The sequence below is a fragment of the Duganella sp. 1224 genome, from assembly GCF_013408245.1.
GTDB lineage: Bacteria > Pseudomonadota > Gammaproteobacteria > Burkholderiales > Burkholderiaceae_D > Rugamonas.
In genome coordinates this window covers 586537-611245 of record NZ_JACBYS010000002.1, presented here as the reverse complement: position 1 = coordinate 611245, position 24709 = coordinate 586537, and the positions used below count along the sequence as shown (strand labels likewise).

The window sequence follows — 24709 nt, the reverse complement described above, 5'->3', positions numbered from 1 at the left end:
GATCAGCCCTTCGACGGTTCAGCGGCCTTGGCCTGGGCCGATGGCGGCGCGTCGGCCACCCCGGCCGGCAGCTTGACGGCGGCGCCCGGCTTCAGGCTGTCCAGCCGCGAGACGATGACGTTGGCGCCTTGCGACAGCCCGTCGGTCACCTCCGCCACGCCCTCGTCCTCGTTGCGCAGGCCGATCCTGACCGGCTGCGCGACCAGCTTGCCCTGTTCGATCTTGTAGACGATCTGCTTGCCCGCCTTGTCGCTGCGGATGGCGGCCAGCGGCACGATCGGCGCCACGGCGGAACGGTCGGTAACGATGCTGCCCTTGGCGAACATGCCGGCGCGCAGCGCGTTGTCCGCATTCGGCACGGCGATATAGACCAGCATCGCGCGCGAGCCGGCTTCGGTGGCCGGATTGATGCGCGCCACCTTGCCGTGGAAGTCGCGCTGGGCGTAGCCCTCGACGCGGAATTTCACATCCTGCCCGACCTTCACGCGCGGGATTTCGGAGGCCGGCACCTGCGCCTCCAGCACCATTTCCGCCAGGTTGACGATGCTGTACACCGGCATGTCGAGCGCCAGCTTTTCGCCGGCCTGCACGTGGCGCTTGCTGATCACGCCGTCGATCGGCGACTTGATGACGCCGTCGTTGAGCGCGATGCGCGCCAGCTCGACCATGGCCGAGGCCGACTTGACCGCCGCGCGCGCCAGGTCGACCGAGTTCTGCGTCGAGTCGTAGGCGTTTTGCGAGATGTATTTCTGCTTGAGCAGCGCCTGGCTGTTGGTTTCGTTCTTGGTGGCCAGGGCGAGTTTGGCCTGGGCTTCATCCAGTTGCGCCTGCTGCTGTTGCAGGCGCGCGCGCAGGTCGGCCTGGTCGATGCGGGCCAGCACCTGGCCGGCGCGCACCGCCATGCCTTCCTGCAGCGTGGTGGCCTCCACCACGCCCGAGACCTTGGACTTGATGGTGGCGGAACTCAGGGGCGTCAGCGAGCCCGACAGGGGCAAGCTGACCGCCAATGAACGGGCACTGACGGCGGCGACGTCGCCGGTCGACAGTTCGAAGATGTCTTTTTTCTCTTTGGCGGCGGGCGCGGGGGCGGGCGCCGGCTCGCTCTTGCCGCGCAGGACGGTCCAGCCGCCGCCGGCCAGCGCCACCACGATCAGGATGGCCGCCGGCGCGCGCCAGCTTTTAGCGCGCACGGTGGGCTGTGTGTTGGGGGGCAAAGTTTCTAGTTTCATATCGTTTTTCTGGCCTGAAGGGATTTGCGCATGGTGCCACTTTAGGTAGACACAAGCGCAAGGGCCAGAGAAATGCGATAGGCGGTGTAAAACCGTGGCTGAAATGCAGAAAACGCGGCATCGCCACCACCGCCGTCGACGCTGTCATTCCGGCGAACGCCGGAATCCATGCTGAGCTGGCCGGGACGCTATGTATGGATTCCGGCTTTCGCCGGAATGACGGCTGCTGCGGCGGCGGGGACGGGGACGGGGTGCAGGCGCAGGGTGACCAGCACCTGGCCATGATCGGACGCGGCCGGCGTGGCCTGCACCAGGTGCTCGTTGAAGTAGGCCACCTCGGCCACCTCGCCAATCGCATGGCGCGAGGCCGGGTGAAATTCCTCCGACACCAGCACATGGTCGATGGTGGCGTGCCGCCCGTCATGGGCGATGGTGTAGCCGCTGTCGCGCCGGCGCTCGCGGCCGGCCTGGATCTGCCGGCTGTCAAACAACTGCCCGTGCAACTCCTCGCCCGGCTCGCAGGCGGCGCCGGCGCCCATGACGATGTGCGTGGTCACCGCGTCCACCGTGTCGTTGAAATCGCCCAGCACCACGCGCGGCCGGCGCGGGCCCTTGTCCATCTCGCTCAGCAGCGCGCGCAGCGCCACCGCCTCGGTGCCGCGCCGGATCAGCGAGCGCAGGTTGGCCTGCGCGTGCAGCATCGGATCGTCGCCGGTGTCGCCGTTGCGGTAGTCGGGCCGCTTGGATTTGAGGTGGACCACGATGACGTCGACGATGCGCTCATCCGGCAGCACCACCTGCACGTGCAGCGGCGCGCGGGCGAAGCGGTCGGCGTCGCGGTGGCCGTCGGGCAGGGCCACACCCTGCGGGAACATGATGTAGGCCTGCGCCGGGCCGGCCAGCGGCAGGCGCGAAATCAGCGCCAGTTCCGGCGTCAGGCGCGGCAGGCCGGTGGCGGGATCGGGCGGCGGCTCGAAGCCGGCCAGCGTGGCCTCGCGGTAGCGGGTGCTGTGGGCCAGCACGTCGCGCAGCGCCGCCAGCGAGAAGATTTCCTGCAGGCCGATGACGTCGGCGTCCAGCTGGTCCAGCTGGCGCGCGGTCCAGGCGACTTTTGCTTCATACTCGGCCTCGGTCAGCGGGGCCAGATTGTCGTACAATTTCGCCCCAGGCTGGGAAAGATTGCAAACATTGAAAGTGGCAAAACGAATTTCCTGCTGCATATGGACAACTCCGATCTCACCATGGCTAAAAAAGAGCATATCTCCGAAACTCCTGCCACCCAGATGCTGCGCAAGCACAAGGTGGCATTCACCGAGCACCCGTACACCTACGAGGAGCACGGCGGCACCAGCGTGTCCTCGCGCGAGCTGCGCGTCGACGAGCACCACGTGGTCAAGACGCTGGTGATGCAGGACGAAGCCGCCAAACCTTTAATTGTGCTGATGCATGGCGATTGCAAGGTATCCACCAAGAATCTCGCCCGCAACATCGGCTGCAAGTCCGTCGAACCGTGCAAGCCGGAGGTGGCCTCGCGCCACAGCGGCTACATGATCGGCGGCACCTCGCCGTTCGGCACCAAGAAGACCATGCCGGTGTATGTAGAGGATAGCATCCTTGCGCTGGAAACGATTTATATCAATGGCGGCAGGCGCGGGTATCTGGTCGGCATCGCGCCGCAGGTACTGACCGAACTGCTCAACGCCAGGCCGGTGCATTGCGCGCTGGCCGAGTAAGGCTGTATAGTCAGCGGCCCGGTGTTTGGGCCAAGAACGATAAATAGAGGAAAAGATGAATACAGTTTGGATGACCGTGGCCGCTTACCTGATCGGCTCGATCTCGTTTGCCGTCGTCAGCAGCAAGTTGTTCGGCCTGGCCGATCCGCGCACCTACGGCTCGAAAAATCCCGGCGCCACCAATGTGTTGCGTAGTGGTAATAAAGCAGCGGCCATCGCCACGCTGGTCGGCGACGCCGTCAAGGGCTGGCTGGCAGTATGGCTGGCGATCCGCTTCCAGTCGCAGTTGAACGTCGGCGACGCCACCATCGCGCTGGTGGCCATCGCCGTGTTCCTCGGCCACCTGTGGCCGGTGTTTTTCCGCTTTGTCGGCGGCAAGGGTGTGGCGACGGCGGCTGGCGTGCTGCTGGGCTTGAATGTCTGGCTGGGCGTCGCCACCTTGGTGACCTGGCTGGTGGTCGCGTTCGCGTTCCGCTACTCGTCGCTGGCCGCACTGGTGGCGGCGGTGTTCGCGCCGTTCTATTATGGTTTATTGTTTGGCGTGGAGCCGCAGCTGGCCGCCGTGTTTGTCATGAGCGTGCTGTTGGTATTCCGTCACAGCAAGAATATCTCGAATCTGATCGCCGGCAAGGAAAGCCGCATCGGCAGCAAATCGAAAGGTACCCATGGCAACTCCGCTAAAAATTGATTTCGTCTCCGACGTTTCGTGCCCTTGGTGCGCCATCGGGCTGGCGTCGCTGAACAAGGCGCTGGACGCCATCGGCGACGAGGCCGACGTCGCGCTGCACTTCCAGCCGTTTGAGCTGAACGCCAACATGCCGCCGGAAGGCCAGGACATCACCGAGCACCTGACCGAGAAATACGGCTCGACGCCGGAGCAGCAGCAACAGGCGCGCGAGATGATCCGCTCGCGCGGCGCCGATGTCGGCTTCGCGTTCGCGATGGACAAGCGCGGCCGCATCTACAACACCTTCGACGCCCACCGCCTGCTGCACTGGGCCGGCCTGGAAGGCAAGCAGAAGGAACTGAAGCAGGCGCTGTTCAAGGCCTACTTCACGCAGGGCCTGGACCCGAGCGCGCACGAGGTGCTGATCTACGTGGCCGGTGAAGTGGGCCTGGACAAGGAGCGCGCGCGCCAGGTGCTGCACAGCGGCGAATACGGCGCCGAAGTGCGCCAGGCGGAGGAGTTCTTCCACCGTCACGGCATCAACTCGGTGCCGGCCGTGATCATCAACGAGCGCCACCTGATCTCCGGCGGCCAGCCGGCGGCGGTGTTTGAAAAAGCGCTGCGCGAAATTATGGCCAAATCGGCATAAAAATCGCCGGCCCGGTGGGGGAAGCGCTCCCACCGGTCTTGTTTTGCTATAAACTCTCTGGGTAAAAGAACACGCCGTTACTACCAGGGAGGCCCATGCTGGCCGAAGAAAAAGTACACACGCTGATTACCGCCCACTCGCAGGCCGATAACTTCCGCCTGGCTGCGCTGCACCGCTACCACATCCTCGATACGCCCGCCTGCGAAGATTTCAGCTTCCTCACCGAGTTGGCGACCAAAATCTGCGAGGTGCCTTACGCTTATATTTCGCTGGTCGATGCCGAGCGTGTCTGGATCAAGTCCTGCGCCGGCATGCACATGGGCGAGCTGCCGCGCGGCGAGAGCTACTGCTCGCTAGCCGTGCTGGGCGACGCTGCCACCGAAATCCCCGACCTGACGCGCGACCCGCGCACCGCCAACATGCCGCTGACGCTGCACGCGCCGCACATGCGCATGTACAGCAGTGTGGCGCTGACGTCGTCGGACGGTTTCGCCATCGGCACGCTGGCCGTGATGGACGTCAAGCCCGGCGCGCTGGGCGACGACAAGCGCGCCTTGCTGGCCAAGCTGGCGCGCCAGGTGATGGCGCTGATCGAACTGCGCGCCAACGAGAAAACGCTGGAGGCGACGGTGCGCGAGCTGGAGCTGCTGGCCACCACCGACGACCTGACCGGCCTGCACAACCGCCGCTCGCTGCTGCACCGGCTGAAGTTTGAAACCGCGCGCGCCAAGCGTTTCCGCGCGCCGCTGTCGGCGGTGATGATCGACCTCGATCACTTCAAGAAGATCAACGATGAATACGGCCACGCGGTCGGCGACCAGGTGTTGACCACGCTGGGCCGGCTGCTGCGCGATAACGTGCGGGTGATCGACATTCCCGGCCGCTACGGCGGCGAGGAGCTGTGCGTGATCCTGCCGAACACGCCGCTGGAGGGCGCCTGCAAGTTTGCCGAGTCGCTGCGGGTGAAGATCGAGTCGGCCGTGCATTACGCCGGCACGCGGCCGTTGCACGTGACGGCCAGCCTGGGCGTGGGCGCGTTCGACCACATGGAAATCGATGACGCGGAAAGCCTGCTGCGCCAGGCCGACACCGCGCTGTACCGCGCCAAGCACGGCGGCCGCAACCGGGTGGAGTGCGGCGCAACGTAAAAGGAGATAGGTCATGCCTACCGCTAGCTGGAATGGCGTCGTCATCGCGCAGGCGAATGACGACGAGGTGGAAATCGTCGAGAACAACGTCTACTTCCCGCCGTCGAGCGTGAAGCGCGAGTACCTGCAGCCGAGCAGCCACACCTCGCGCTGCCCGTGGAAGGGATTGGCCAGCTACTACTCGCTCAACGTCAACGGCAAGGTCAACGAGAACGCGGCGTGGTACTACCCGGAGCCGTCCGAGAAGGCGGCGCAGATCAAGGACCACGTGGCCTTCTGGCGCGGCGTTGAGGTGCAACGCTAGTGGGCTTGTCGGCGCGGCCGTATCTGCAACGGATTACGGCGCTGTTTGGCGACGACGTGGACTGGGAGCGCCATCCCTACAACGTGCCGGCGGTGCGCGATCTGTCCGCGCTGGATTTTCATCCGGACGTGACCTTCTTCATCGGCGAAAACGGCGCCGGCAAGTCAACGCTGCTGGAGGCGATCGCGCTGGCGCTGGGCTTCAGCATCGATGGCGGCAGCCGCAATGTCAGCAACCTGAATACGGCGCAGGAACGGGCACCGCTGGCGCAGTCGCTGCGCCTGTCCAAGAGCTTCAAGACGCCGCGCGACCGCTACTTCTTCCGCGCCGAGAGTTTCCACACCGTGGCCACGCGCATGGACCAGTATTATGAGCGCAGCGCGTCCAGCGCCGGCTCGCTGCATGCGCGCTCGCACGGCGAGGCCTTCATGTCGGTGCTGCTGGATACCTTTCGCGGCCATGGCCTGTATCTGCTGGACGAGCCGGAGGCGGCGCTGTCGCCCAACCGCCAGCTGGCGGCGCTGCGCGTGATTCATCAGCTGGTGGCGCAGGATTCGCAGTTCATCATCGCCACCCACTCGCCGATCTTGCTGGCCTATCCCAACGCGAAGATCCTGCTGTTCGACGGCACCGGCATCACCGAGGTGGCGTACGAGGATACGGAGCATTACGCGATCACCCACGATTTTCTCAATCACTACCCAAGGCGGCTGGAGCAGCTGTTCGAATCGGATGGATAACATCACCCATAGCATCATCGGTTTTGGCGTTGGCGAAGTGGTGCACCGCAGTCTGCTGGCGGAAGCCGACACGCCGGCGCAGCGCGTGCGGCATCGGCTGCTGCTGGTGGCTTGCGCGCTGGCCTCCAATTTTCCGGATCTGGACCTGTTCCTCACGCGGCTGTTGCCGGACCCGCTGCGCTATCTGCTGAACCATCGCGGTCACACGCACACGGTGGCGTGGGCGCTGCCGCAGGCCTTGCTGCTGGCGGCGTTGCTGTGGCTATGCTGGCCCAACGCGCGGCGCTTGCTGGCCGCCAGCCGGCCGGCGCGGATCGGGCTGGCGCTGAGTATCGGCTTCGGTTTCGCGCTGCACCTGCTGATGGATTACACCAATTCGTATGGCGTGCATCCGTGGTATCCGCTCGATGCGCGCTGGCTGTATGGCGACATGGTGTTCATCATCGAGCCGCTGTTCTGGGTGGCGATTGCGGTGCCGATGGCGCTCATCATGCGCTGGCGCGGCCTGCGCATCGGCGGGCTGATACTGCTGGCTGCGGCGCTGGTGGCGTTTGCGGCGCGCGGCTTTATCGGATGGCCGTCGTTCGCGGCGCTGCTGCTGGTTGGTCTGCTGTGCGGCTGGGCGCAATCGCGCTCCGGTGAGCGGGGGCGCGGCGGGCTGCTGCTGGCGCTGGCGATCAGCGTGGGCTTCATCGCCGTGCAGGGTGTGGCGTCGCATGCCGGCCGCGCGCAGATTACGGCGGACTTGCAGCGCATCGATCCGGCGTCGCGCGTGCTGGATGTGGCGATGACAGCCTTCCCGTCGCAGCCTCTGTGCTGGGCTTACGCCAGTGTCGAAAGCAATGCGAAGGCGGGCACCTATCGCCTGCGGCGTGGCGTCGCCAGCATCGCGCCGGACTGGCTGGCGCCTGCCGCCTGCCCGGCCGGCCTGGTGGAGCAGAAGCCGGCGCTGGCGCTGGGCGCCGGCGTGCTGCAGCAGGGCAGCGCGGAGGCCAGCCTGCCGCAGTTGCGCGCGCTGAAGGCGTCCAACTGCATGGTCGACGCGTGGCTGCGCTTCGGCCGCATGCCGGAATTGGCGCATGGCGCGCTGTCCGACTACCGCTTCGCCGCCACGCCGCGCGGCAACTTCAGCACGCTGCCCATCGCGCCGCCCGACGCGCCGGCCCCATGCCCGCACGGTGTGCCGGCATGGGGCTATCCGCGCGCCGACCTGTTTTAGGCGGCCTGCTGCACCACGTCGTCATGGTCGGTGGAGGTGGCGACGTCCAGCCACTGCGCCATCTCCTGCTCGACCAACTGGTTCTTGGCGCGCACGCGCTGCACCGTGTCCGAGCCCAGTTGCAGGCGCACCGGCGGCGTCGGGCTGTCGGCCAGTTGCAGCAGGGCGCTGGCCAGCTTGGCCGGATCGCCAGGCTGCGTGTGATTGGCGACCGCCGCAAACTCGCGCGTGGCGCCGGCGGTGCCGTGGTAGTCGCCGATCTCGCTGCGCATCGTCACCAGCGACGCCTGGTCGAGGAAGTCGGTGCGGAAGAAGCCCGGCTCCACCACGGTGGCGTGGATGCCCAGCGGCGCCAGTTCGGCCGACATGGCCTCGCTCAGGCCCTCCACCGCGAACTTGGTCGAGCAGTACACGCCCCAGCCGGGATACGACGAGTAGCCGCCCACGGACGAAATGTTCATCACATGCCCGCTGCCCTGGCGGCGCATCACCGGCAGCACCGCGCGGGTGACGTTGAGCAGGCCGAAGACATTCGTCTCGTACAGCGCGCGGACCTCTTCGGCGTCGGCTTCCTCCACCGCGCCCAGCAAGCCGTAGCCGGCGTTGTTGACCAGGACGTCGATGCGGCCGAAGCGTGCCACCGCCTGCTGGGCGGCGGTGATGGCTTGCGCCTCCAGCTTCACATCCAGCCGCAAGGCCAGCAGATGCGGATGTTCGCCGAGGGCGGCGATCACGGTCCGTGGATCGCGCGCTGTGGCCACGACGAAGTCGCCGCGCGCCAGCGCCTTCTTCGCGGTCAGCATGCCGAAGCCACGCGATGCGCCGGTGATGAACCATACTTTTTGTGCAGTGCGAGTCATGATGATTTCCTTTTCGGTGTGTGAGTTGATGGAGCCCAGTTTAGGCTGCCATCACCTGCTACACTAGCCATAGGAAAGCTGTTTGATTTTCACCTTTTGGTTGTAAATAGCATGGATAAAGCGCGGGTCATCAGTTTGTTCATCGGCGTGGTGCGCGCCAAGAGCTTCAGCCAGGCGGCGGTGGACGCCGGCCTGACGCCGCAGGCGGTCAGCAAGGCCGTGCGGCAGCTGGAGGATCATCTGGGCGTGCGCCTGTTCCACCGCACCACGCGCAGCCTCAGTCTGACGGACGACGGCGCGCGCCTGTTCGAGCTGGCCAATCCCGGCCTGCGCCTGCTGGACGAGGCGCTGGAGCAGATCCGGAACAGCCGGCTGGAAGTAGATGGCCTGATACGGCTGGCCGCGCCGACGTCGATCGGCAACGCCATCATCGTGCCGCTGCTGCAAGAATTCCAGCAGCGCTATCCTGGCGCGCACTTCGATGTGCAGCTGGACGACCACTTCACCGATCTGGTCGAAAGCAAGATCGATGTCGGCTTCCGCGCCGGCAGCCCGCCCGAGCGCAATCTCATCTCGCGCAAGCTGGGCGCGATGACGCTGCTGACCTGCGCCGCGCCGGCCTACCTCGCCCAGCACGGCACGCCCCGGCGCGTGGCCGACCTGGCCGCCCATCGCTGCACCGGCTTCCGCCAGCCCAATACCGGCCGCTTGCTGCCGTGGGAATTTCATGTGGACGGCGCCACGGTCTATCAGGATGTGACGGCGGTGGCCAGCTTCAACACCGTGGAGGGGGAGTTGACGGCGGTGCTGAACGGCGTCGGCATCGGCCAGGTGCCGGTGTTCATGATCGAGCGGGAATTGGCCAGCGGCGCGCTGGTGCCGTTGCTGACGCAGACCATCACCGCCAACAGCGGCGTCTTCATGTACTACCAGCAGCGCACGCAGATGCCGTTGCGGGTACGGCACTTCATCGATTTCGTGGCCGAGCGGGCCACACTTCGGCTGCAGGCGCAGCGCAACGCTGTCAATGCGGCCAAAGCAAGATAAGGTGTGTTTGTGCACGGTTTTAGTGCCTGGCGCGTTGTATTGTGTGGTGGCTTCACCACAAAAGCGCCTAGAATCAAGCTGTATAGGCCAATTACTGCCTATTTGGTTGGCACAACAATTGCATTGCCCTCCAGAAAGGACGATGATCGATTACATGGAGGCTGTTATGAATACCGTAACTGAAAAAGACAATAAAACCGTGGTACACGAATCGCCGGCCGATGAACATCGCCTGCGCAGCGAGCGCATTGCCGCCCGTGGCATCAGCCTGGGCAAGGGCAAGGCCAAATACCTGATCCCGCTGGTCGGTCTGGCCGTGCTGGCCGGCATGGCTTTCGCGCAGGCTTAAATCACCCGCAGCTCGTCCAGCGGCCAGCGCGGCCGCACGTTGAACGAGTAATCCTTCTTGGCCGCGTCGGGGTTGATCATCAAGCGCATGGCCCCGGCGAAGGCGATCATGGCGCCGTTATCGGTGCAAAATTCCAGCTCAGGGTAGTAGACCTTGAATTTCTTCCTGGCCGCCGCCGCGTTCAGCGACGCGCGCAGCTGCGCGTTGGCGCCGACGCCGCCGGCAATCACCAGCCGCTTCAGGCCGGTATGCTTGAGCGCGGACACGCACTTGGCGGTCAGCACTTCCACAATCGCATCCACGAAGCCGCGCGCGATGTTGGCCTTGTCCTGCTGGCAGATGTTGGCGATGACTTTTTCCTCGTGGTTCTTGACCACCGTCAGCACCGCGGTTTTCAGGCCGGAAAAGCTGAAGTTGAAGTCCTTGGTGTGCATCATCGGGCGCGGCAGCTTGTAGACCGTGGGATCGCCAAACTCGGCCAGGCGCGAAATTGCCGGGCCGCCCGGGTAGCCCAGGCCCAGCAGCTTGGCCGACTTGTCGAAGGCTTCGCCGGCGGCGTCGTCCAGCGTTTCGCCCAGCAGCGTGTACTGGCCCACGCCATCCACCCGCATCAGCTGCGTGTGGCCGCCCGACACCAGCAGCGCAATGAACGGAAACTCCGGCGGCTCTGACGCCAGCAGCGGCGACAGCAGATGGCCTTCCAGGTGGTGGACGCCGAGCACCGGCTTGTCCAGCGCCAGGCCGAGGCTGCACGCGACCGACGAGCCGACCAGCAGCGCGCCGGCCAGGCCGGGGCCCTGGGTGTAGGCGATGGCGTCGATGTCGGCCGGGGTCTTGCCGGCCTGCTCCAGCGTCTGCGTCAGCAGCGGGATGGCGCGGCGGATATGGTCGCGCGAGGCGAGTTCCGGCACCACGCCGCCGTATTCCTCGTGCATGGCCACCTGCGAATGCAGGGCATGGGACAGCAGGCCGTGTTGCGTGTCGTACAACGCCAGGCCGGTTTCGTCGCAGGAGGATTCAACGCCAAGAACGATCATGGAAGCAGCAAAAGTCAAAAGGGGAATCCGCCATTGTAATGGAAACTGCGTGCAAGCATGCACCAGCACCGCGCCGGGCCGCACTGGCCGGGTGCAGAATTTTGCCAAACGGTCAGGATTTCGATGGCATCGCTTTTGCTTGGAAAACAGGCACAGCAGGGGAGGATGCGATGTCTGGACAATGGAAACTGATCTGCAAACTAAAGGATGTGCCGCTGGAGGGCGGCGTGCGCCTGGTGCCGCGTGGGTTGGCGTGGCAGGAGTTGCCGGGTGTGGCGCTGTACCGCAGCGGCGAGGAAAGCGTGCATGCCGTGCTTGACTGCCCGGGCGTGGATGCCCGCTACAGTAGCGCGCGGCGGTATTCGGTGCGGGTGGAGGGCGGCAAGGTCTACCTGGACCTGGGGGAGTTGAGCGCCCCGGCGAGCAAGGCCGAGGCGGCGCTGGCGGGGACGTTCGGGGTGGCGACCAGCCTGGTGGCGTACTGTTATTGACCCCAGGGCAGATGGGGTCTGACCCCGTACGGGGGCAGACCCCGGCGCGTCACGCCGTGCGGGTCTATCAGGGACGGTTCAGCAACTGCTTGTGCGCATCGCGCAGCATCTGCGCGGTGGTGTCCCAGTCGATGCAGCCGTCGGTGACCGAGCAGCCGTACACCAATTGGCTCAGGTCGGCCGGAATCTTCTGGTTGCCGCCGACAATGTTCGATTCAATCATCACGCCCACCAGCGACTTGTTGCCCTGCGTGATCTGGTGGATGACATCGGCCATCACCAGTGGCTGCAGCTCGGGTTTCTTGTAGCTGTTGGCATGCGAACAATCGACCACCAGGTTGGCCGGCAGCTTGGCCTTGGCCAGCGCCTGCTCGGCAATCGCGATCGACACCGAATCGTAGTTCGGACGGCCATCGCCGCCGCGCAGCACCACGTGGCCATAGGCGTTGCCGCGGGTGCGCACGATCGACACATTGCCCTGCGCGTTGATCCCCAGGAAGGAGTGCGGGTGCGCCGACGACAGGATGGCGTTGATGGCGATGCCGATATCCCCATCGGTGCCGTTCTTGAAGCCGACCGGGGTCGACAGGCCGGACGACATCTCGCGGTGGGTCTGCGATTCGGTGGTGCGGGCGCCGATGGCAGTCCAGGCGATCAGGTCGCCCAGGTATTGCGGCGAGATCGGGTCCAGCGCCTCGGTGGCGGTCGGCAGGCCCAGCTCACACACGTCCAGCAGGAACTGGCGCGCCTTCTCCATGCCGACGTTGACGCGGAACGAGTCGTCCATGTCCGGATCATTGATATACCCTTTCCAGCCGGTGGTGGTGCGCGGCTTTTCGAAATACACGCGCATCACCAGCAGCATGGTGTCGGCCACTTCGGCCTGCAGCGCCTTCAGGCGGCGTGCATAGTCCAGGCCGGCCACGGGGTCGTGGATCGAGCACGGACCGACAACCACGAACAGGCGCTTGTCCTGGCGGTCGATGATGTTGCGCAGGGCCTCGCGGCCCTTCATCACGGTCTCGGACGCGAGGTCGGTCAGCGGCAGCTTGCTGTGCAAGGCTTCCGGCGACGGCATCGGCGCGAACGAGGTGACGTTGACGTTTTCAATGTCTGGGGAAATCATGATCTCTAGTGTGTTTTATTTCGGGGGAGGGATAGTGTAGCCGAAATGGGCTGGAGTGGTTTAAGCTGGCGTTATGACCACACATTCACCATTCCCCGCTGCGCGGTTTATCAAAGAAATCGGGCGCGGCAAAGCGGGCGCCCGCAGCATGAGCCAGGACGACGCCCACGATCTCTATCAGGCCATGCTGGACGGCCGCGTGTCCGACCTCGAACTGGGCGGCATTCTGCTGGCGATGCGCATCAAGGGCGAGTCGGTGGACGAGATCGCCGGCTTCCTCGACGCGGCCGAAGCATCGTTTGCACCGCTCAACGCGCCGCCGGGGCCGTTCGCGCCGGTGGTGATCCCGTCGTACAACGGCGCGCGCAAGATGGCCAACCTGACGCCGCTGCTGGCGCTGCTGCTGGCGCGCGAGGGCGTGCCGGTGCTGCTGCACGGCGTGGCCGATGATCCGGGCCGGGTGACCTCGGCCGAGGTGCTGGCCGAGATGGGCGTGGTGGCGGCGCGCCACCGCTCGGAGGCGGAGGAGGCCATGTCGCAGGGCAAGCCGGCCTTCATCACCATCGACAATATGGCGCCCAAGCTGGCGCATCTGCTGTCGCTGCGGCGCATCCTGGGCGTGCGCAATTCGACGCACACGCTGGTCAAGATCATGCAGCCGTTTGCCGGGCCGGCGCTGCGCCTGGTGTCGTACACGCACCCGGAATATCTGGAGATGCTGGGCGAATACTTCACCACGGCCGCGCTGCACGAGCGCGGCGACGCCTTCCTGATGCGCGGCACCGAGGGCGAGACGGTGGCCAACGCCAACAAGGCGCAGCAGATCGACTGGTTCCACGGCGGCTTGCGCACGACGCTGGTGCCCAAGCAGACGCTGGTCGGTGAGCTGCCGCTGCTGCCCGAGGACAAGGGCGCGGCGGCCACGGCGGCGTGGATTCAGTCGGTGCTGGACGGCGACGTGCCGGTGCCGCCGCCCATCGCCGAGCAGGTGGCGCAATGCCTGCTGGTGGCGCGGACCATCGCCTCGCGCCAGCATGTGAGCGAGCCGATCGAGTAAAATCCCGCCCTTTGCCGTCGTCCCGGCCAGCGCCGGGACGACCGGTGGCGGTAGTTAACTGACGGGAACAACATGGCAAAGTTTGATGTAGCGGTAATCGGCGCGGGCGCGGCCGGGATGATGTGCGCGGCCACGGCGGCCCAGCGCGGCCTGCGCGTGGTGCTGATCGACCACGCCGCCAAGCTGGCCGAGAAAATCCGCATCTCCGGCGGCGGCCGCTGCAACTTCACCAACATCAACGCCGGCCCGGCCAACTTCCTGTCCGAGAATCCGCACTTTTGCAAAAGCGCCCTGTCGCGCTACACGCCGGCCGATTTCCTGGCGCTGGTGAAAAAACACCGCATCGGCTACCACGAAAAGCACAAGGGCCAGCTGTTCTGCGACGACTCCGCCGAGCAGATCATCGACATGCTCAAGGACGAGTGCGCCGCCGGTGACGTCCACTGGCGCATGCCATGCAAGATCGTCTCGCTGGAGCAGGGCGCGGAAGGCTTCGTATTGCAGACCGACAGCGGCCCGATCGAAGCGCCCAGCGTGGTGATCGCCACCGGCGGCCTGTCGATCCCGAAAATCGGCGCCACCGACTTTGGCTACCGCATCGCCCAGCAATTCGGCCTGCGCATGGTCGAGCCGCGCCCGGCGCTGGTGCCGCTGACCTTCGACGCCCAGCAGTGGGCGCCATTCGTGGAAATGGCCGGCATCGCGCTGGAGGTCGACGTCGAAACCGGCTCGCTCAAAGGCCGCAACCCGACCGGCGCGCGCTTCCGCGAAGACCTGCTGTTCACCCATCGCGGCCTGTCCGGGCCGGCGATTTTGCAGATTTCGTCGTACTGGCAGCCGGGCACGCCGATCGTCATCAACCTGCTGCCGGAGCTGGACCTGGCCGCCACGCTGATCGAAGGCAAGAACACCATCAAGAAACAGCTCGGCAACGTGCTGTCGCAATGGCTGCCGGCCCGCCTGGCGGAAGGCTTGCTGCATGCCCACGGCTTTGCGCTGGACGCCCGCCTGGCCGACCTGCCGGACGCGCAACTGCGCAAGCTCGGCGCCGCCATCAACCAGTGGACGCTGACGCCGAACGGCTCCGAAGGCTACAAAAAAGCCGAAGTCACGCGCGGCGGCATCGACACCCGCGAACTGTCGCAACAGACCATGATGGCCACCAAGGTGCCGGGCTTGTATTTCATCGGCGAAACGGTGGACGTGACCGGGTGGCTGGGCGGCTACAACTTCCAGTGGGCGTGGGCATCCGGCGTGGCGGCCGGGCAGGCGGTCTGATATACTGACGGTCTGCACGTTGTTGTTTTTCCCATGAAGGCCGCATGGCAGGCTGTGTTGAACGGCCTCGGGCTTCCATTTTTCGGAAAAAGCTGCTATAGTCTCTGTCTCCCTATAACCTCCAACGGTTTGAATTTTTACATGACCACTATTCGCCTTAAAGAAAACGAGCCGTTCGAAGTCGCAATGCGTCGCTTCAAACGCACCATCGAAAAAACCGGTCTGCTGACCGAACTGCGCGCACGCGAGTTCTACGAAAAGCCAACGGCTGAGCGTAAGCGCAAGCTGGCTGCTGCTGTCAAGCGTCACTACAAGCGCATCCGCAGCCAACAGCTGCCGAAAAAACTCTTCTAAGATTGCTTACGCAGGCCAACCTGGCACACGCCGGTTGTGTTTAGCGGCATCTGAGAGATACCCGCTCCGGCCAGGCCGCAGCGGGTTTTCGCATTTTCATCTCCACATTTTCTGAAAGAAACCTCATGGGCCTGAGAGAACAAATCACCGAAGACATGAAAACCGCGATGCGTGCCAAGGAAGCCGGTCGCCTGGCGACCATCCGTCTGATCCTGGCCGAAATCAAGCGCAAGGAAGTGGACGAGCAGATCGAAGTCAACGACGCCCAGACCGTGGCCATCGTGGAAAAGATGATCAAGCAGCGCAAGGATTCGATCACCCAGTTCGAGGCCGGCGGCCGCGCCGACCTGGCTGACATCGAAAAGGCCGAGCTGGCCGTGCTGAGCGCCTACATGCCGGCCGGCCTGTCGGACGAGGAAATCGCCGCCGAAGTGGCCGCCGCCGTGGCCGCCTCGGGCGCCGCCGGTCCGCAGGACATGGGCAAGGTCATGGGCATCGTCAAGCCGAAGCTGGCTGGCCGCGCCGACATGACCGTGGTCTCCGCGCTGGTCAAAAAAGCACTGACCCCGGCGTAAGCAACACCGTCACCGTTTGAAACGTCATTTCGGCACAGGCCGGAATCCATAGGCGGCATGCATACCTTCTATGGGTTCCGGCCTGCGCCGGAACGACGGACGATTGCATCGCTGCCGCGGTTTGATGTGCCTCAAGGCGTGTCGGCTGCGGCGGTATAGTCTGACCTACTCCGAGACCGTTCCGCCCTGTGATACCACAAACTTTTATCGCCGATTTGCTGAACCGCGTCGATATCGTCGACGTGGTCGGCCGTTACGTGCAGCTGAAAAAAGGCGGCGCGAACTACATGGGGTTGTGCCCGTTTCACAATGAAAAGTCGCCCAGCTTCACGGTCAGCCCGACCAAGCAGTTCTACCACTGCTTTGGCTGCGGCGCCCATGGCACCTCGATCGGCTTCATGATCGAATATTCCGGCATGGGCTTTGTCGATGCCGTCAAGGAACTGGCGCAGAGCGTCGGCATGGTGGTGCCGGACCAGGACGACAAGATTCCGCCGGCGCAGCGCGCGCAAATGGCGGCCCAGAGCCTGGCGCTGACCGACGCCATGACCCGCGCCAGCGATTTTTACAAGCAGCAACTGCGCAGCGCGCCGGACGCCATCGCCTATTTAAAACGGCGCGGCCTGACCGGCGAAATCGCCGCCCGCTTCGGCCTCGGCTACGCGCCGCACGGCTGGGACAACCTGCGTGCCGTTTTCCCCGACTACGAGGCGGTGGTGCTGGCCGAGTCCGGCCTGGTCATCGACAAGGTGGATGAGGACGGCAACAACCGCAAGCGCTATGACCGCTTCCGCGAGCGCGTGATGTTCCCTATCCGCAACACCAAGGGCCAGGTCATCGCCTTTGGCGGCCGGGTGCTGGATCAGGGCGAACCAAAGTACTTGAATTCTCCCGAAACGCCTTTATTTTCAAAGGGTTTCGAGCTGTATGGCTTGTTCGAGGCACGCCAGGCGATCCGCGACGCGGGCTACGTGCTGGTGACGGAGGGCTATATGGACGTGGTGGCGCTGGCGCAGATGGGCTTCCCGCAAGCGGTGGCAACGCTGGGCACCGCCTGCACCACCCACCACGTGCAAAAACTGCTGCGCCAGACCGACACGGTGATCTTCAGTTTCGACGGCGACAAGGCCGGCCGCCGCGCCGCGCGGCGCGCGCTGGAAGCCTGCCTGCCGCACGTGACGGACAACAAGACCATCAAGTTCCTGTTCCTGCCGACCGAGCACGACCCGGACAGCTATGTGCGCGAACACGGCAAGGAAGCGTTCGAGCAAGAGATTCACGAGGCCATGCCGCTGTCGCAGTTCCTGATCAAGGAAGCCTGCGGCGAGCACGACATGAACACGCTGGAAGGCCGGGCGCGTGCGCAGTTCGACGCCAAGCCGATGCTGCAGGCGATGACCCCCACCGCGCTGCGCCTGCAAATCGTGCGCGGCCTGGCGCAGCTGACGCAGACCTCGCCGTCGGAAATCGAGGTGCTGTTCGAGCTGTCCAAACCGGTGGCCACGGTCAAGATCGCGCCGCCCAAGGGCGGCCGGCCGCAGCCGAAGGGGCTGGAGTTGCAGATCATGCGCGTGCTGGTGGCGCACCCGTCGCTGGCGCTGGAGGTCGACCAGGCGGCCGAGGCGGCCTTCCAGTTCTTCGGCCAGGAATCGGCCGAGCGGCTGGGGCAGTTGCTGACGACGGCCCGGGCCATGGGCGAGGGCGGCGCGTTTGCCGCCTTTGCCCAGCAGTTGAAATCGCAGGGCGACGAGTACGACGGCATCATTGCCGAGATCGTCAAGGAACCGGAAACCGAGCGCGACACCGAGCGCGTGGTGCTGCGGGCGGCAATCCGCCAGGTCAAGCACGACGCGCTGAAGCAGGAGCTGAGCCAGCTGTTCGCGGCCGGCCTGTCGTCCGACGAGATCGGCGTCCGCTACCGGGAATTAACCGCGCAGCAAGACCAGCTGTTGCGCGAGGCGCAGGCCGATCTGGCGCCGCGCTAGGCAAGGGACCAGCGGGGGAGGCGCAGGTCTTCCCTCTGGAAATTGAAAAGTGACGTGCTATAATAAAACGCTAAGTGTTGTATGTTTTGGCATCGTTTTTCTGTTCAGAGTGTGTTTGTTTTCAGTGAGTTAGGCTCTTGATCGACGCGGAAGGACAGGTGTCGGCGGCCAGGGCCAGCTACGGTTGAGCAAATAGTCTGTTTGCTACCTAACCGAGTCACGCTTTCTTGCCCCCACGCACGTGTCTGATGCAGTAGAATTCCTTGGAGTTCTATAGCGGCGGTCGGCCTGACCCAGGTGTAAGTAAGTCGTAGTATTGTCGGACTTGTGTAGTCGGCAAGTTCGAAGACGTAGTGATCTAAGGATCGAAACTTTATCCGTAATCGAAAGCGCCTGTGCCAATCAAGAAACCTGAATCCAAAGCGGCTGCAAAGCCGGTTAAAGTGAGCGCAAAATCCGCCAAAACGGCGGACAAGCCGGAGACGCGCGTCGCCAGCAAGCCGCCAGCGGTCAGCCAGACCACGGATGCGGCCACCTTGGCCGCCATCGATACTTCGAGCTACGTGCTGCCCACGGTCAAAGTGCCGGGCCGGCGCGGGCGCAAACCGAAAGAATTCCAGCCTGAGAACGACGAAGTCGCCGCGCTCAACGCAGTCGAACGCGCCGAGCTGAAGGCGGTCGACAAGGCCAAGGCCAAGGACCGCAAGGCCAAGGAAAAAGCGCTGCTCAAAGACGCGTTCTCGTCGGACACCGAGGCCACCGAGGAAGAACTCGAACGCCGCCGCCAGAAGCTCAAGACCCTGATCAAGTTCGGCAAGGAACGTGGTTTCCTCACGTACGCCGAGATCAACGACCATCTGCCCGACAATATCGTCGATCCGGAAGCGATCGAAGGCATTATCGGCACCTTCAACGACATGGGCATTGCCGTCTACGAGCACGCGCCCGACGCCGAGACGCTGCTGCTGTCCGACAATGTCGCCACCGTCACCAGCGATGACGAAGCGGAAGCCGCCGCCGAGGCGGCGCTGTCCACCGTCGACTCCGATTTCGGCCGCACCACCGACCCGGTCCGCATGTACATGCGCGAGATGGGCTCGGTCGAGCTGCTGACGCGCGAGGGCGAGATCGAAATCGCCAAGCGCATCGAGGACGGCCTCAAAGACATGATCCAGGCGATCTCCGCCTGCCCGGTGACGATCGCCGAAATCATCGCCGCGTCGGACCGGATCCGCGCTGATGAGATCAAGATCGACGAAATTGTCGACGGCCTGGTAGACGACAACGAAGACGAAGCCGCCGCGGCGCCCGCCGCCTCGTCCGACGACGAGGAAGAGGACGAGGAGGAAGAAGAAGAGGAAGAAGAGGAAGAGGAAGAAGCCAGCCCGTCGGGCGCGGCGGCGGGCTACTCGGCCGAACAGCTGGAAGCCATGAAAGCGGCTTCGCTGGAGAAATTCGACGTCATCTCCCTGCAATTCGACAAGATGCGCCGCGCCTTCGAAAAAGAAGGCTACAACTCGAAAGCCTACGTCAAAGCGCAGGAAGCGATTTCGCAAGAACTGCTGGGCATCCGCTTCACCGCCAAGGTGGTCGAGAAGCTGTGCGACACGCTGCGCGGCCAAGTCGACGAAGTGCGCCATATCGAGAAACAGATCCTCGACGTGGCGGTGAACAAGTGCGGCATGCCGCGCGCCCACTTCATCAAAGTGTTCCCGGGCAATGAAACCAACCTGGAATGGGTCGATGGCGAAGTGGCCGCCGGCCATGCCTACAGCGCCATCCTGGGCCGCAACATCCCGACCATCAAGGAGCTGCAACAGCGCCTGATCGACCTGCAGGCGCGCGTGGTGCTGCCGCTGCCGGACCTGCGCAACATCAACCGCCAGATGGCGGCCGGTGAAATGAAGGCGCGCAAGGCCAAGCGCGAAATGACCGAGGCCAACCTGCGCCTGGTGATTTCGATCGCGAAGAAATACACCAACCGCGGCCTGCAATTCCTCGACCTGATCCAGGAAGGCAACATCGGCCTGATGAAGGCGGTGGACAAGTTCGAATACCGCCGCGGCTACAAGTTCTCGACCTACGCGACGTGGTGGATCCGTCAGGCCATCACCCGCTCGATCGCCGACCAGGCGCGCACCATCCGTATCCCGGTGCACATGATCGAAACCATCAACAAGATGAACCGCATCTCGCGCCAGATTCTGCAAGAGACCGGTGCCGAGCCGGACCCGGCAACGCTGGCCATCAAGATGGAAATGCCGGAGGACAAGATCCGCAAGATCATGAAGATCGCCAAGGAGCCGATTTCGATGGAGACGCCGATCGGCGACGACGACGATTCGCACCTGGGCGACTTTATCGAGGACAACAACACGCTGGCGCCATCGGACGCCGCGCTGCACGCCTCGATGCGTGGCGTGGTCAAGGATGTGCTGGACTCGCTGACGCCGCGCGAAGCCAAGGTGCTGCGCATGCGTTTCGGCATCGAAATGTCGACCGACCACACGCTGGAAGAAGTCGGCAAGCAATTCGACGTCACGCGCGAGCGCATCCGTCAGATCGAAGCCAAGGCCTTGCGCAAGCTGCGTCACCCAAGCCGTTCCGACAAGCTGAAGAGCTTCCTGGAAGGCAACTAAGGCTTGACTGAGGTAGGGGGAGCCTATATGCTCCCGTGTTCTTCGGGCCCTTAGCTCATGCTTGGTTAGAGCAGAGGACTCATAATCCTTTGGTGCGCGGTTCGACTCCGCGAGGGCCTACCACTTTTCAATAGCTGCTTCAGGGCAGCTATTTTCTTTTAGGCGCCAGCAGTTTGAGCGTGGTGCCGATGTCTTGCGCGTCGCGGCCCAGGCGGAACAGCTTGGCCACCGCCAGCGTTTCGCATGACGAATCTGACTCAGCAGAAACCAACCAGGTGGGCCGCCGCGATTTCGAGCGCTCAGTGCTGGCTGGCAGCCAGCAGGCTGGCCAAGGTAGCTTTGTCGCCCACGGATAGCTTCTGGTAAATCCGCTGTACAAAGTTGCGCACGGTAGCTGGCGACAGTCCCAGTGCGGCGGCGATTTCCTTGGTGGAGGCGCCGCCGCTGTATTTGCGGGCCACTTCACGTTCGCGCGGACTCAGTTGCGCCAGTGGCGACTGTGGCCGCAGCCGCAGAAATAGCAGGTCGCCGATGCGTTCGGCCAGCACACTGAGCCAGGCTCCCTCGTAATGCTGGATGCCTGGACGACCCAGTTCATACAGCAACCGCGCCGGCAGCCGCGCCGCGTGCCAGTCGCTCCATTCCTTGGCCAGCAGCGTGCTGGCGGCGTTGGTGCAGTATTGCACCGAACCATCGGTGCGCGCGATCAGCAAGGCGCCCTGCGGCGCCGCGGGCCGGCTGACGGCCGCCAGCTCGCGATTCAGCTTGAGCGCTTCGATCAGATGCGGCATCAGCAGGCGCAGCTTCAATTGTTCTGGTACGCCGAAATGGTCGTCACTGCGGGCACGGTAGAGCGACAGACCGTCGGTGTAGCCGCTCTCGGTGTCGGGCAGGGCCACGCATAAGCCGTTGGTATGCTCATAGCGCTCGGCATAGTCGCGTACTACCGAATATTCCGGCGAGGCAAACAACGTGGGAACATGAAAGCTGATGGGACGATTCACCTGTTCCCGGATCGCTGACAGCACCAAATCCTTGCGGCTGATTGCATCCCAGTCCAGCACATGATCGCCGGCGACGTTGTAGGCGGTTGAACTTCGGATGAGGGTGGCGCTGCCTGCAAATTCGACCGTGAGTAAGCGGGCGGAATCAAAGCCGACACAGGGTCGCAGCAAACCCAGGGCGAATTCGGGAAATTCGGCAACCGGCATGACACGGGCGGCGCGGTACAGTTCAAGCAGCAGGGAGCTGTCGATGTCCATGGCGTTCTGGCAGGGAACGAAGAGGTTGTCAATAAACCATTGTCATCATTATACGCCGCTATTGCCACCGTGAACTTGAACTTAATGTATAGCCAGCACGCGCCTGCGACTGGTGGTGTCAGCCGTTCAGACCGGCGACTTTCTTGAAGGCGTTGCCGTAGTTGGGTGGGGTCAAATTCTCATCATGGGTACAGGGGCGGCGCCCCTGTTGTGCCTTGCGCAGTGTCATTTAGCCTTGGTTGCGTGTTGTGCGCGGTAGGCTTTTTCAGAGGCGACGCTGCTGGCGATGACTTGGTCGTAGGCCGATTTGGTCAGGTTGATGGAGCAGAATTTGTCGACTTCCGGCTTAATCTTCTCGATATCCACTTCTTCGAAGACCGCTTCCTTCTGGCCTTTTTTGCCGTGGCCGACGACGTAGTAGATGAATTGCGGCTTGATGGTTTCGTTCAGAGCGACGTAGTCGGCGCAAGAGGTTTTGACGACCGGCTTGGCTGCGGTCTCCGCCATGGCGGAGGTGGTGGCGATGGCGGACAGCGTCAGGGCGGCGAGGTAAGGAACGATTTTCATGGCAAAACTCCTTGGGTGGATTGATGTTGTTGCCTCTCGGCTACAAATTCAGCTTAAGTGTGGTGATTTAGAAAACACTTAAACTGCGCTCTGCCTAAAGGCTTCGAGTCTCCTTGTCTTTTTCCATGGCGCGCTTTTTTCTTGCTCCGCATGCGCCACGGCCTTGTGCTTGGACTAAAATTGTCCGACAAACCACCAAAAAGGAGCGAGGAGATGATTGATATGAATCGACGCGGGCTTGTGCTTGCTGCTGGTAGCGCTATCACGGCATCGGCGATGGGGCTGCCGGCGATGGCGGCGACGCCGGAGCGCAAGCTGGGCTATGCGATCGTCGGGCTGGGCGGCTATGGGCTGGGAATCATCATCCCGCAGTTCAAGAACTGTCAGCACAGCAAGCTGGTGGCGCTGGTCAGCGGCGATCCGGCCAAGGCCAAGCGGGTCGCGGCCGAGTATGGCGTGCCGGAGCGCGGCATTTACAACTACGAGAATTTCGACAGCATCAAGGACAATCCGGACATCGACGTCGTCTACGTCTGCCTGCCAGTGTCGATGCACGCCGAGTACACGATCCGCGCCGCGCAAGCCGGCAAGCATGTGATGTGCGAAAAGCCGATGGCGGTGTCGTCCAAGGAATGCGAGGCCATGATCGCCGCCTGCAAGAAAGCCGGCAAGAAGCTGATGATCGGCTATCGCTGCCACTTTGAGGCCAACAATCTGGAGGCGCGCCGTATCGCCCGTGCCGGCGGCATCGGCAAGCTGCGCTACTTCCGCTCGGAGCACGGTTTCACCGCCGGCAATCCCAACGCCTGGCGCCTGAAGAAGGCGATGTCTGGGGGCGGTTCGCTGATGGATATCGGCATTTACGCGCTGAACGCGGCACGTTACATGACGGGCGAGGAGCCGGTCTCGGTCTACGCCAAGGAAACCACCGACCGCAATGATCCGCGCTTCCGCGAAGTCGAGGACATGATCGAGTTCCAGCTGGAGTTTCCGTCCGGCGTCATCGGCTCCTGCATGTCGATGTACAGCGCCAACCAGAACCACATTCTGCTGATAGGCGACAAGGGCCGCATCGACCTGGAGCCGGGCACCCGCTACGAGGGCAACCAGTTGTGGGTGGGCCAGGATCGCAGCAAGCTGGTCACGCCGCCGCCCGGCCCGGGCGCGACCCAGTGGGCGGGCCAGCTCGACCACCTGTCGCTGTGCATCATCAATAACAAGGAGCCGATCGTGGGCGGCGAGGAGGGCTTGCGCGACATCCGCATCATCGAAGCGGTCTACCGCTCGGCGCGCGAGCAGAAGCGGATTGCGCTGACTTAAGACCTGGCGCTGTCTTCGGCGGCGCGGACGTCCTGCATGGCCACCACCAGGTCCGCGCCGGTCAGGTATTCCTTCAGCGGGAAGCCGTCTTCCAGCGCCACCACCGCGCCTTCGGCGATCGACGCGGTGTCGCCGGCCGCGCGGTTGGGCGTGTGCGGCATGTAGGCGAATTGCGGGAAGCGGGTCTGGCCGCGTTCGGCAATTTCGTTGAGGCTGCGCGGCGCGGCGCGCAACAGGCCGTTGCGCACGCAGCGCTGGCGCTCTTCGTCGCGCTTTTTCAGCAACTCGGCGAGGCGCGCGATTTCTTCGGTCAGCCGGTCCGATTCGGCCTGCTGGCTTTGCATTTCCTCGTCGCTCATGGCTTCTTCCCACTGCGTCAGCTTCAGCAGGCCGCGCTTGTGCATGGTCTGGCGCTGCAGGTCGATTTCCAGCGTGGACTGGCGCGTCTTGTGCGCTTCCAGTGTTTGCACCACGCTGACGTCGCCATTGGCGCGGTGCCATTTGTCGTTGAAGTCGAAGACCAGGCCGTCGAAGTAGAAATACATCGGCAGCGCGTGGGGCGAGTCCAGCACTTCCTGCGGCAGCATCTGCCAGCGTTCGGCCAGTTCGGACAGGGTGAGGGTAAGAGGTTCTATCGTGGGCATACACGCATTTTCGCATAGCGCCGGTAAAATACGCATCTTGCCGTTGCGGAGAGATTCAAGATGATGTTTTTAAAAGTGCCGTTCGCGGAAAAAGATGAGGCCAAGGCGCTGGGCGCGCGCTGGAACAATGAGCGCAAGTCATGGTACGTGCCGGATGGGAAGGACGTGGACGCCTTTGCGCGCTGGCTGCCGCCGGGCGGCGCCGAGTTTGTGCCGGCCATCGCCAAGCCGTCGCTCAAGTCGCGGCCGGTGCTGTCGGATTCGTATGCCGGCAAGCCGGTCATCGGCCGCTACTATGTCGAGCTGCAGCACGATTGCGATCCTTTCGCTGTTTGCCCGGTGTGTGCGCCCAAGCTGGCCAACTCGGGCTGGCAGGCGCATTATGATGATGTTGTAAAAATGCTAAATGCATTGCGCGCGGCTTGATGT

At 63.8% G+C, this 24709-nt stretch carries 26 protein-coding genes and 1 tRNA gene; 19 read left to right on the top strand and 8 right to left on the bottom strand.

Annotated features, from left to right (window positions below):
- Positions 1-2 precede the first annotated feature (2 nt).
- Positions 3-1229 carry an efflux RND transporter periplasmic adaptor subunit gene (locus FHW58_RS14740; protein WP_179673884.1) on the bottom strand — a complete coding sequence of 409 codons (1227 nt, stop codon included), beginning with the start codon at positions 1227-1229 and terminating at the stop codon, positions 3-5.
- Positions 1230-1417: 188 nt separating this feature from the next.
- Positions 1418-2449 (bottom strand): endonuclease/exonuclease/phosphatase family protein, encoded by a 1032-nt coding sequence (locus FHW58_RS14735; protein WP_179673883.1) that lies wholly within the window; start codon positions 2447-2449, stop codon positions 1418-1420.
- 21 nt (positions 2450-2470) lie between these two features.
- Here FHW58_RS14735 and ybaK point away from each other — a divergent pair, with 21 nt between their 5' ends.
- The 7 genes from ybaK (at position 2471) to FHW58_RS14700 (ending at position 7689) form a co-directional block, all read left to right on the top strand.
- Entirely contained in the window at positions 2471-2962 is a 492-nt protein-coding gene (gene ybaK, locus FHW58_RS14730) for a Cys-tRNA(Pro) deacylase (protein WP_179673882.1), read from the top strand.
- A gap of 55 nt (positions 2963-3017) precedes the next feature.
- Positions 3018-3650: a glycerol-3-phosphate 1-O-acyltransferase PlsY gene (gene plsY, locus FHW58_RS14725; RefSeq protein WP_179673881.1), complete on the top strand. Its 633-nt coding sequence runs from the start codon at positions 3018-3020 to the stop codon at positions 3648-3650.
- Positions 3628-4278, top strand: coding sequence for a DsbA family oxidoreductase (locus tag FHW58_RS14720; RefSeq protein WP_179673880.1), 651 nt, complete (start codon positions 3628-3630; stop codon positions 4276-4278). Before plsY ends, FHW58_RS14720 begins: the two co-directional genes overlap by 23 nt.
- A gap of 95 nt (positions 4279-4373) precedes the next feature.
- Positions 4374-5426, top strand: coding sequence for a diguanylate cyclase (locus tag FHW58_RS14715; protein ID WP_179673879.1), 1053 nt, complete (start codon positions 4374-4376; stop codon positions 5424-5426).
- A 13-nt stretch (positions 5427-5439) separates the two neighbouring features.
- Positions 5440-5730: a DUF427 domain-containing protein gene (locus tag FHW58_RS14710; protein WP_179673878.1), complete on the top strand. Its 291-nt coding sequence runs from the start codon at positions 5440-5442 to the stop codon at positions 5728-5730.
- Entirely contained in the window at positions 5730-6470 is a 741-nt protein-coding gene (locus FHW58_RS14705) for an AAA family ATPase (RefSeq protein WP_179673877.1), read from the top strand. The genes FHW58_RS14710 and FHW58_RS14705 overlap by 1 nt, the downstream gene beginning before the upstream one ends.
- Positions 6463-7689 carry a metal-dependent hydrolase gene (locus FHW58_RS14700; protein ID WP_179673876.1) on the top strand — a complete coding sequence of 409 codons (1227 nt, stop codon included), beginning with the start codon at positions 6463-6465 and terminating at the stop codon, positions 7687-7689. The genes FHW58_RS14705 and FHW58_RS14700 overlap by 8 nt, the downstream gene beginning before the upstream one ends.
- On the opposite strand, the gene FHW58_RS14695 is transcribed toward FHW58_RS14700, so the two are convergent.
- Complete coding sequence (locus FHW58_RS14695) at positions 7686-8549, bottom strand: oxidoreductase (RefSeq protein ID WP_179673875.1); 864 nt, start codon at positions 8547-8549, stop codon at positions 7686-7688. The two genes, FHW58_RS14700 and FHW58_RS14695, sit on opposite strands and share 4 nt — an antisense overlap.
- A gap of 111 nt (positions 8550-8660) precedes the next feature.
- Between FHW58_RS14695 and FHW58_RS14690 the strand changes: the two genes are divergently transcribed.
- Together FHW58_RS14690 and FHW58_RS14685 are read left to right on the top strand one after the other, a co-directional pair.
- Positions 8661-9596, top strand: coding sequence for a LysR family transcriptional regulator (locus FHW58_RS14690; RefSeq protein WP_179673874.1), 936 nt, complete (start codon positions 8661-8663; stop codon positions 9594-9596).
- Between the two features lie 166 nt (positions 9597-9762).
- Positions 9763-9945, top strand: coding sequence for a hypothetical protein (locus FHW58_RS14685; protein WP_179673873.1), 183 nt, complete (start codon positions 9763-9765; stop codon positions 9943-9945).
- Here the strand turns inward: FHW58_RS14685 and tsaD are convergent.
- A complete protein-coding gene (gene tsaD / locus FHW58_RS14680; RefSeq protein ID WP_179673872.1) occupies positions 9942-10982 on the bottom strand; it encodes a tRNA (adenosine(37)-N6)-threonylcarbamoyltransferase complex transferase subunit TsaD in 1041 nt (346 codons plus the stop codon). The genes FHW58_RS14685 and tsaD overlap by 4 nt on opposite strands.
- A 170-nt stretch (positions 10983-11152) precedes the next feature.
- Between tsaD and FHW58_RS14675 the strand changes: the two genes are divergently transcribed.
- Complete coding sequence (locus FHW58_RS14675; RefSeq protein WP_179673871.1) at positions 11153-11473, top strand: hypothetical protein; 321 nt, start codon at positions 11153-11155, stop codon at positions 11471-11473.
- 67 nt (positions 11474-11540) lie between these two features.
- On the opposite strand, the gene FHW58_RS14670 is transcribed toward FHW58_RS14675, so the two are convergent.
- A complete protein-coding gene (locus FHW58_RS14670; protein WP_179673870.1) occupies positions 11541-12599 on the bottom strand; it encodes a 3-deoxy-7-phosphoheptulonate synthase in 1059 nt (352 codons plus the stop codon).
- A gap of 73 nt (positions 12600-12672) precedes the next feature.
- Between FHW58_RS14670 and ybiB the strand changes: the two genes are divergently transcribed.
- The 7 genes from ybiB to FHW58_RS14635 all read left to right on the top strand — a co-directional run bounded on the left by ybiB (position 12673) and on the right by FHW58_RS14635 (position 20610).
- The gene (ybiB, locus tag FHW58_RS14665; protein WP_179673869.1) at positions 12673-13656 is read left to right on the top strand and encodes a DNA-binding protein YbiB; all 984 of its coding nucleotides are present in this window, start codon (positions 12673-12675) and stop codon (positions 13654-13656) included.
- Between the two features lie 72 nt (positions 13657-13728).
- Positions 13729-14934 (top strand): NAD(P)/FAD-dependent oxidoreductase, encoded by a 1206-nt coding sequence (locus FHW58_RS14660; protein WP_179673868.1) that lies wholly within the window; start codon positions 13729-13731, stop codon positions 14932-14934.
- A 141-nt stretch (positions 14935-15075) separates the two neighbouring features.
- On the top strand, positions 15076-15288 hold the full coding sequence (gene rpsU / locus FHW58_RS14655) for a 30S ribosomal protein S21 (protein ID WP_008451879.1): 213 nt from the start codon (positions 15076-15078) through the stop codon (positions 15286-15288).
- A gap of 125 nt (positions 15289-15413) precedes the next feature.
- Positions 15414-15863, top strand: coding sequence for a GatB/YqeY domain-containing protein (locus FHW58_RS14650; RefSeq protein ID WP_179673867.1), 450 nt, complete (start codon positions 15414-15416; stop codon positions 15861-15863).
- A 188-nt stretch (positions 15864-16051) separates the two neighbouring features.
- Positions 16052-17848: a DNA primase gene (dnaG, locus tag FHW58_RS14645; RefSeq protein WP_179673866.1), complete on the top strand. Its 1797-nt coding sequence runs from the start codon at positions 16052-16054 to the stop codon at positions 17846-17848.
- Positions 17849-18243: 395 nt separating this feature from the next.
- Positions 18244-20487 carry an RNA polymerase sigma factor RpoD gene (rpoD, locus tag FHW58_RS14640; RefSeq protein WP_179673865.1) on the top strand — a complete coding sequence of 748 codons (2244 nt, stop codon included), beginning with the start codon at positions 18244-18246 and terminating at the stop codon, positions 20485-20487.
- 44 nt (positions 20488-20531) lie between these two features.
- A tRNA-Ile gene (locus FHW58_RS14635) sits at positions 20532-20610 on the top strand.
- 176 nt (positions 20611-20786) lie between these two features.
- Here FHW58_RS14635 and FHW58_RS14630 read toward each other — a convergent pair.
- Together FHW58_RS14630 and FHW58_RS14625 are read right to left on the bottom strand one after the other, a co-directional pair.
- Positions 20787-21749, bottom strand: coding sequence for a helix-turn-helix transcriptional regulator (locus FHW58_RS14630; RefSeq protein WP_179673864.1), 963 nt, complete (start codon positions 21747-21749; stop codon positions 20787-20789).
- Positions 21750-21974: 225 nt separating this feature from the next.
- Positions 21975-22316: an HdeA/HdeB family chaperone gene (locus tag FHW58_RS14625; protein ID WP_179673863.1), complete on the bottom strand. Its 342-nt coding sequence runs from the start codon at positions 22314-22316 to the stop codon at positions 21975-21977.
- Positions 22317-22538: 222 nt separating this feature from the next.
- Here FHW58_RS14625 and FHW58_RS14620 point away from each other — a divergent pair, with 222 nt between their 5' ends.
- Positions 22539-23636, top strand: coding sequence for a Gfo/Idh/MocA family protein (locus FHW58_RS14620; protein ID WP_229265326.1), 1098 nt, complete (start codon positions 22539-22541; stop codon positions 23634-23636).
- Here the strand turns inward: FHW58_RS14620 and FHW58_RS14615 are convergent.
- Positions 23633-24280, bottom strand: a complete 648-nt coding sequence (locus tag FHW58_RS14615; protein ID WP_179673861.1) for a hypothetical protein — start codon at positions 24278-24280, stop codon at positions 23633-23635. The genes FHW58_RS14620 and FHW58_RS14615 overlap by 4 nt on opposite strands.
- Positions 24281-24340: 60 nt before the next feature.
- Between FHW58_RS14615 and FHW58_RS14610 the strand changes: the two genes are divergently transcribed.
- Entirely contained in the window at positions 24341-24706 is a 366-nt protein-coding gene (locus tag FHW58_RS14610; protein ID WP_179673860.1) for a DUF5710 domain-containing protein, read from the top strand.
- Positions 24707-24709: the final 3 nt, after the last annotated feature.

Bases quoted from the DNA above. Each gene is read 5' to 3' on its own strand.
- FHW58_RS14740 (WP_179673884.1), bottom strand. From the start codon at position 1,229: ATGAAACTAGAAACTTTGCCCCCCAACACACAGCCCACCGTGCGCGCT.
- FHW58_RS14695 (WP_179673875.1), bottom strand. From the start codon at position 8,549: ATGACTCGCACTGCACAAAAAGTATGGTTCATCACCGGCGCATCGCGT.
- FHW58_RS14620 (WP_229265326.1), top strand. From the start codon at position 22,539: ATGAATCGACGCGGGCTTGTGCTTGCTGCTGGTAGCGCTATCACGGCA.
- FHW58_RS14650 (WP_179673867.1), top strand. From the start codon at position 15,414: ATGGGCCTGAGAGAACAAATCACCGAAGACATGAAAACCGCGATGCGT.
- FHW58_RS14720 (WP_179673880.1), top strand. From the start codon at position 3,628: ATGGCAACTCCGCTAAAAATTGATTTCGTCTCCGACGTTTCGTGCCCT.
- FHW58_RS14630 (WP_179673864.1), bottom strand. From the start codon at position 21,749: ATGGACATCGACAGCTCCCTGCTGCTTGAACTGTACCGCGCCGCCCGT.
- FHW58_RS14710 (WP_179673878.1), top strand. From the start codon at position 5,440: ATGCCTACCGCTAGCTGGAATGGCGTCGTCATCGCGCAGGCGAATGAC.
- FHW58_RS14690 (WP_179673874.1), top strand. From the start codon at position 8,661: ATGGATAAAGCGCGGGTCATCAGTTTGTTCATCGGCGTGGTGCGCGCC.
- FHW58_RS14735 (WP_179673883.1), bottom strand. From the start codon at position 2,449: ATGCAGCAGGAAATTCGTTTTGCCACTTTCAATGTTTGCAATCTTTCC.
- plsY (WP_179673881.1), top strand. From the start codon at position 3,018: ATGAATACAGTTTGGATGACCGTGGCCGCTTACCTGATCGGCTCGATC.
- ybiB (WP_179673869.1), top strand. From the start codon at position 12,673: ATGACCACACATTCACCATTCCCCGCTGCGCGGTTTATCAAAGAAATC.
- rpsU (WP_008451879.1), top strand. From the start codon at position 15,076: ATGACCACTATTCGCCTTAAAGAAAACGAGCCGTTCGAAGTCGCAATG.
- tsaD (WP_179673872.1), bottom strand. From the start codon at position 10,982: ATGATCGTTCTTGGCGTTGAATCCTCCTGCGACGAAACCGGCCTGGCG.
- FHW58_RS14615 (WP_179673861.1), bottom strand. From the start codon at position 24,280: ATGCCCACGATAGAACCTCTTACCCTCACCCTGTCCGAACTGGCCGAA.
- FHW58_RS14625 (WP_179673863.1), bottom strand. From the start codon at position 22,316: ATGAAAATCGTTCCTTACCTCGCCGCCCTGACGCTGTCCGCCATCGCC.
- FHW58_RS14660 (WP_179673868.1), top strand. From the start codon at position 13,729: ATGGCAAAGTTTGATGTAGCGGTAATCGGCGCGGGCGCGGCCGGGATG.
- FHW58_RS14610 (WP_179673860.1), top strand. From the start codon at position 24,341: ATGATGTTTTTAAAAGTGCCGTTCGCGGAAAAAGATGAGGCCAAGGCG.
- FHW58_RS14685 (WP_179673873.1), top strand. From the start codon at position 9,763: ATGAATACCGTAACTGAAAAAGACAATAAAACCGTGGTACACGAATCG.
- FHW58_RS14675 (WP_179673871.1), top strand. From the start codon at position 11,153: ATGTCTGGACAATGGAAACTGATCTGCAAACTAAAGGATGTGCCGCTG.
- FHW58_RS14670 (WP_179673870.1), bottom strand. From the start codon at position 12,599: ATGATTTCCCCAGACATTGAAAACGTCAACGTCACCTCGTTCGCGCCG.
- FHW58_RS14715 (WP_179673879.1), top strand. From the start codon at position 4,374: ATGCTGGCCGAAGAAAAAGTACACACGCTGATTACCGCCCACTCGCAG.
- ybaK (WP_179673882.1), top strand. From the start codon at position 2,471: ATGGCTAAAAAAGAGCATATCTCCGAAACTCCTGCCACCCAGATGCTG.
- FHW58_RS14700 (WP_179673876.1), top strand. From the start codon at position 6,463: ATGGATAACATCACCCATAGCATCATCGGTTTTGGCGTTGGCGAAGTG.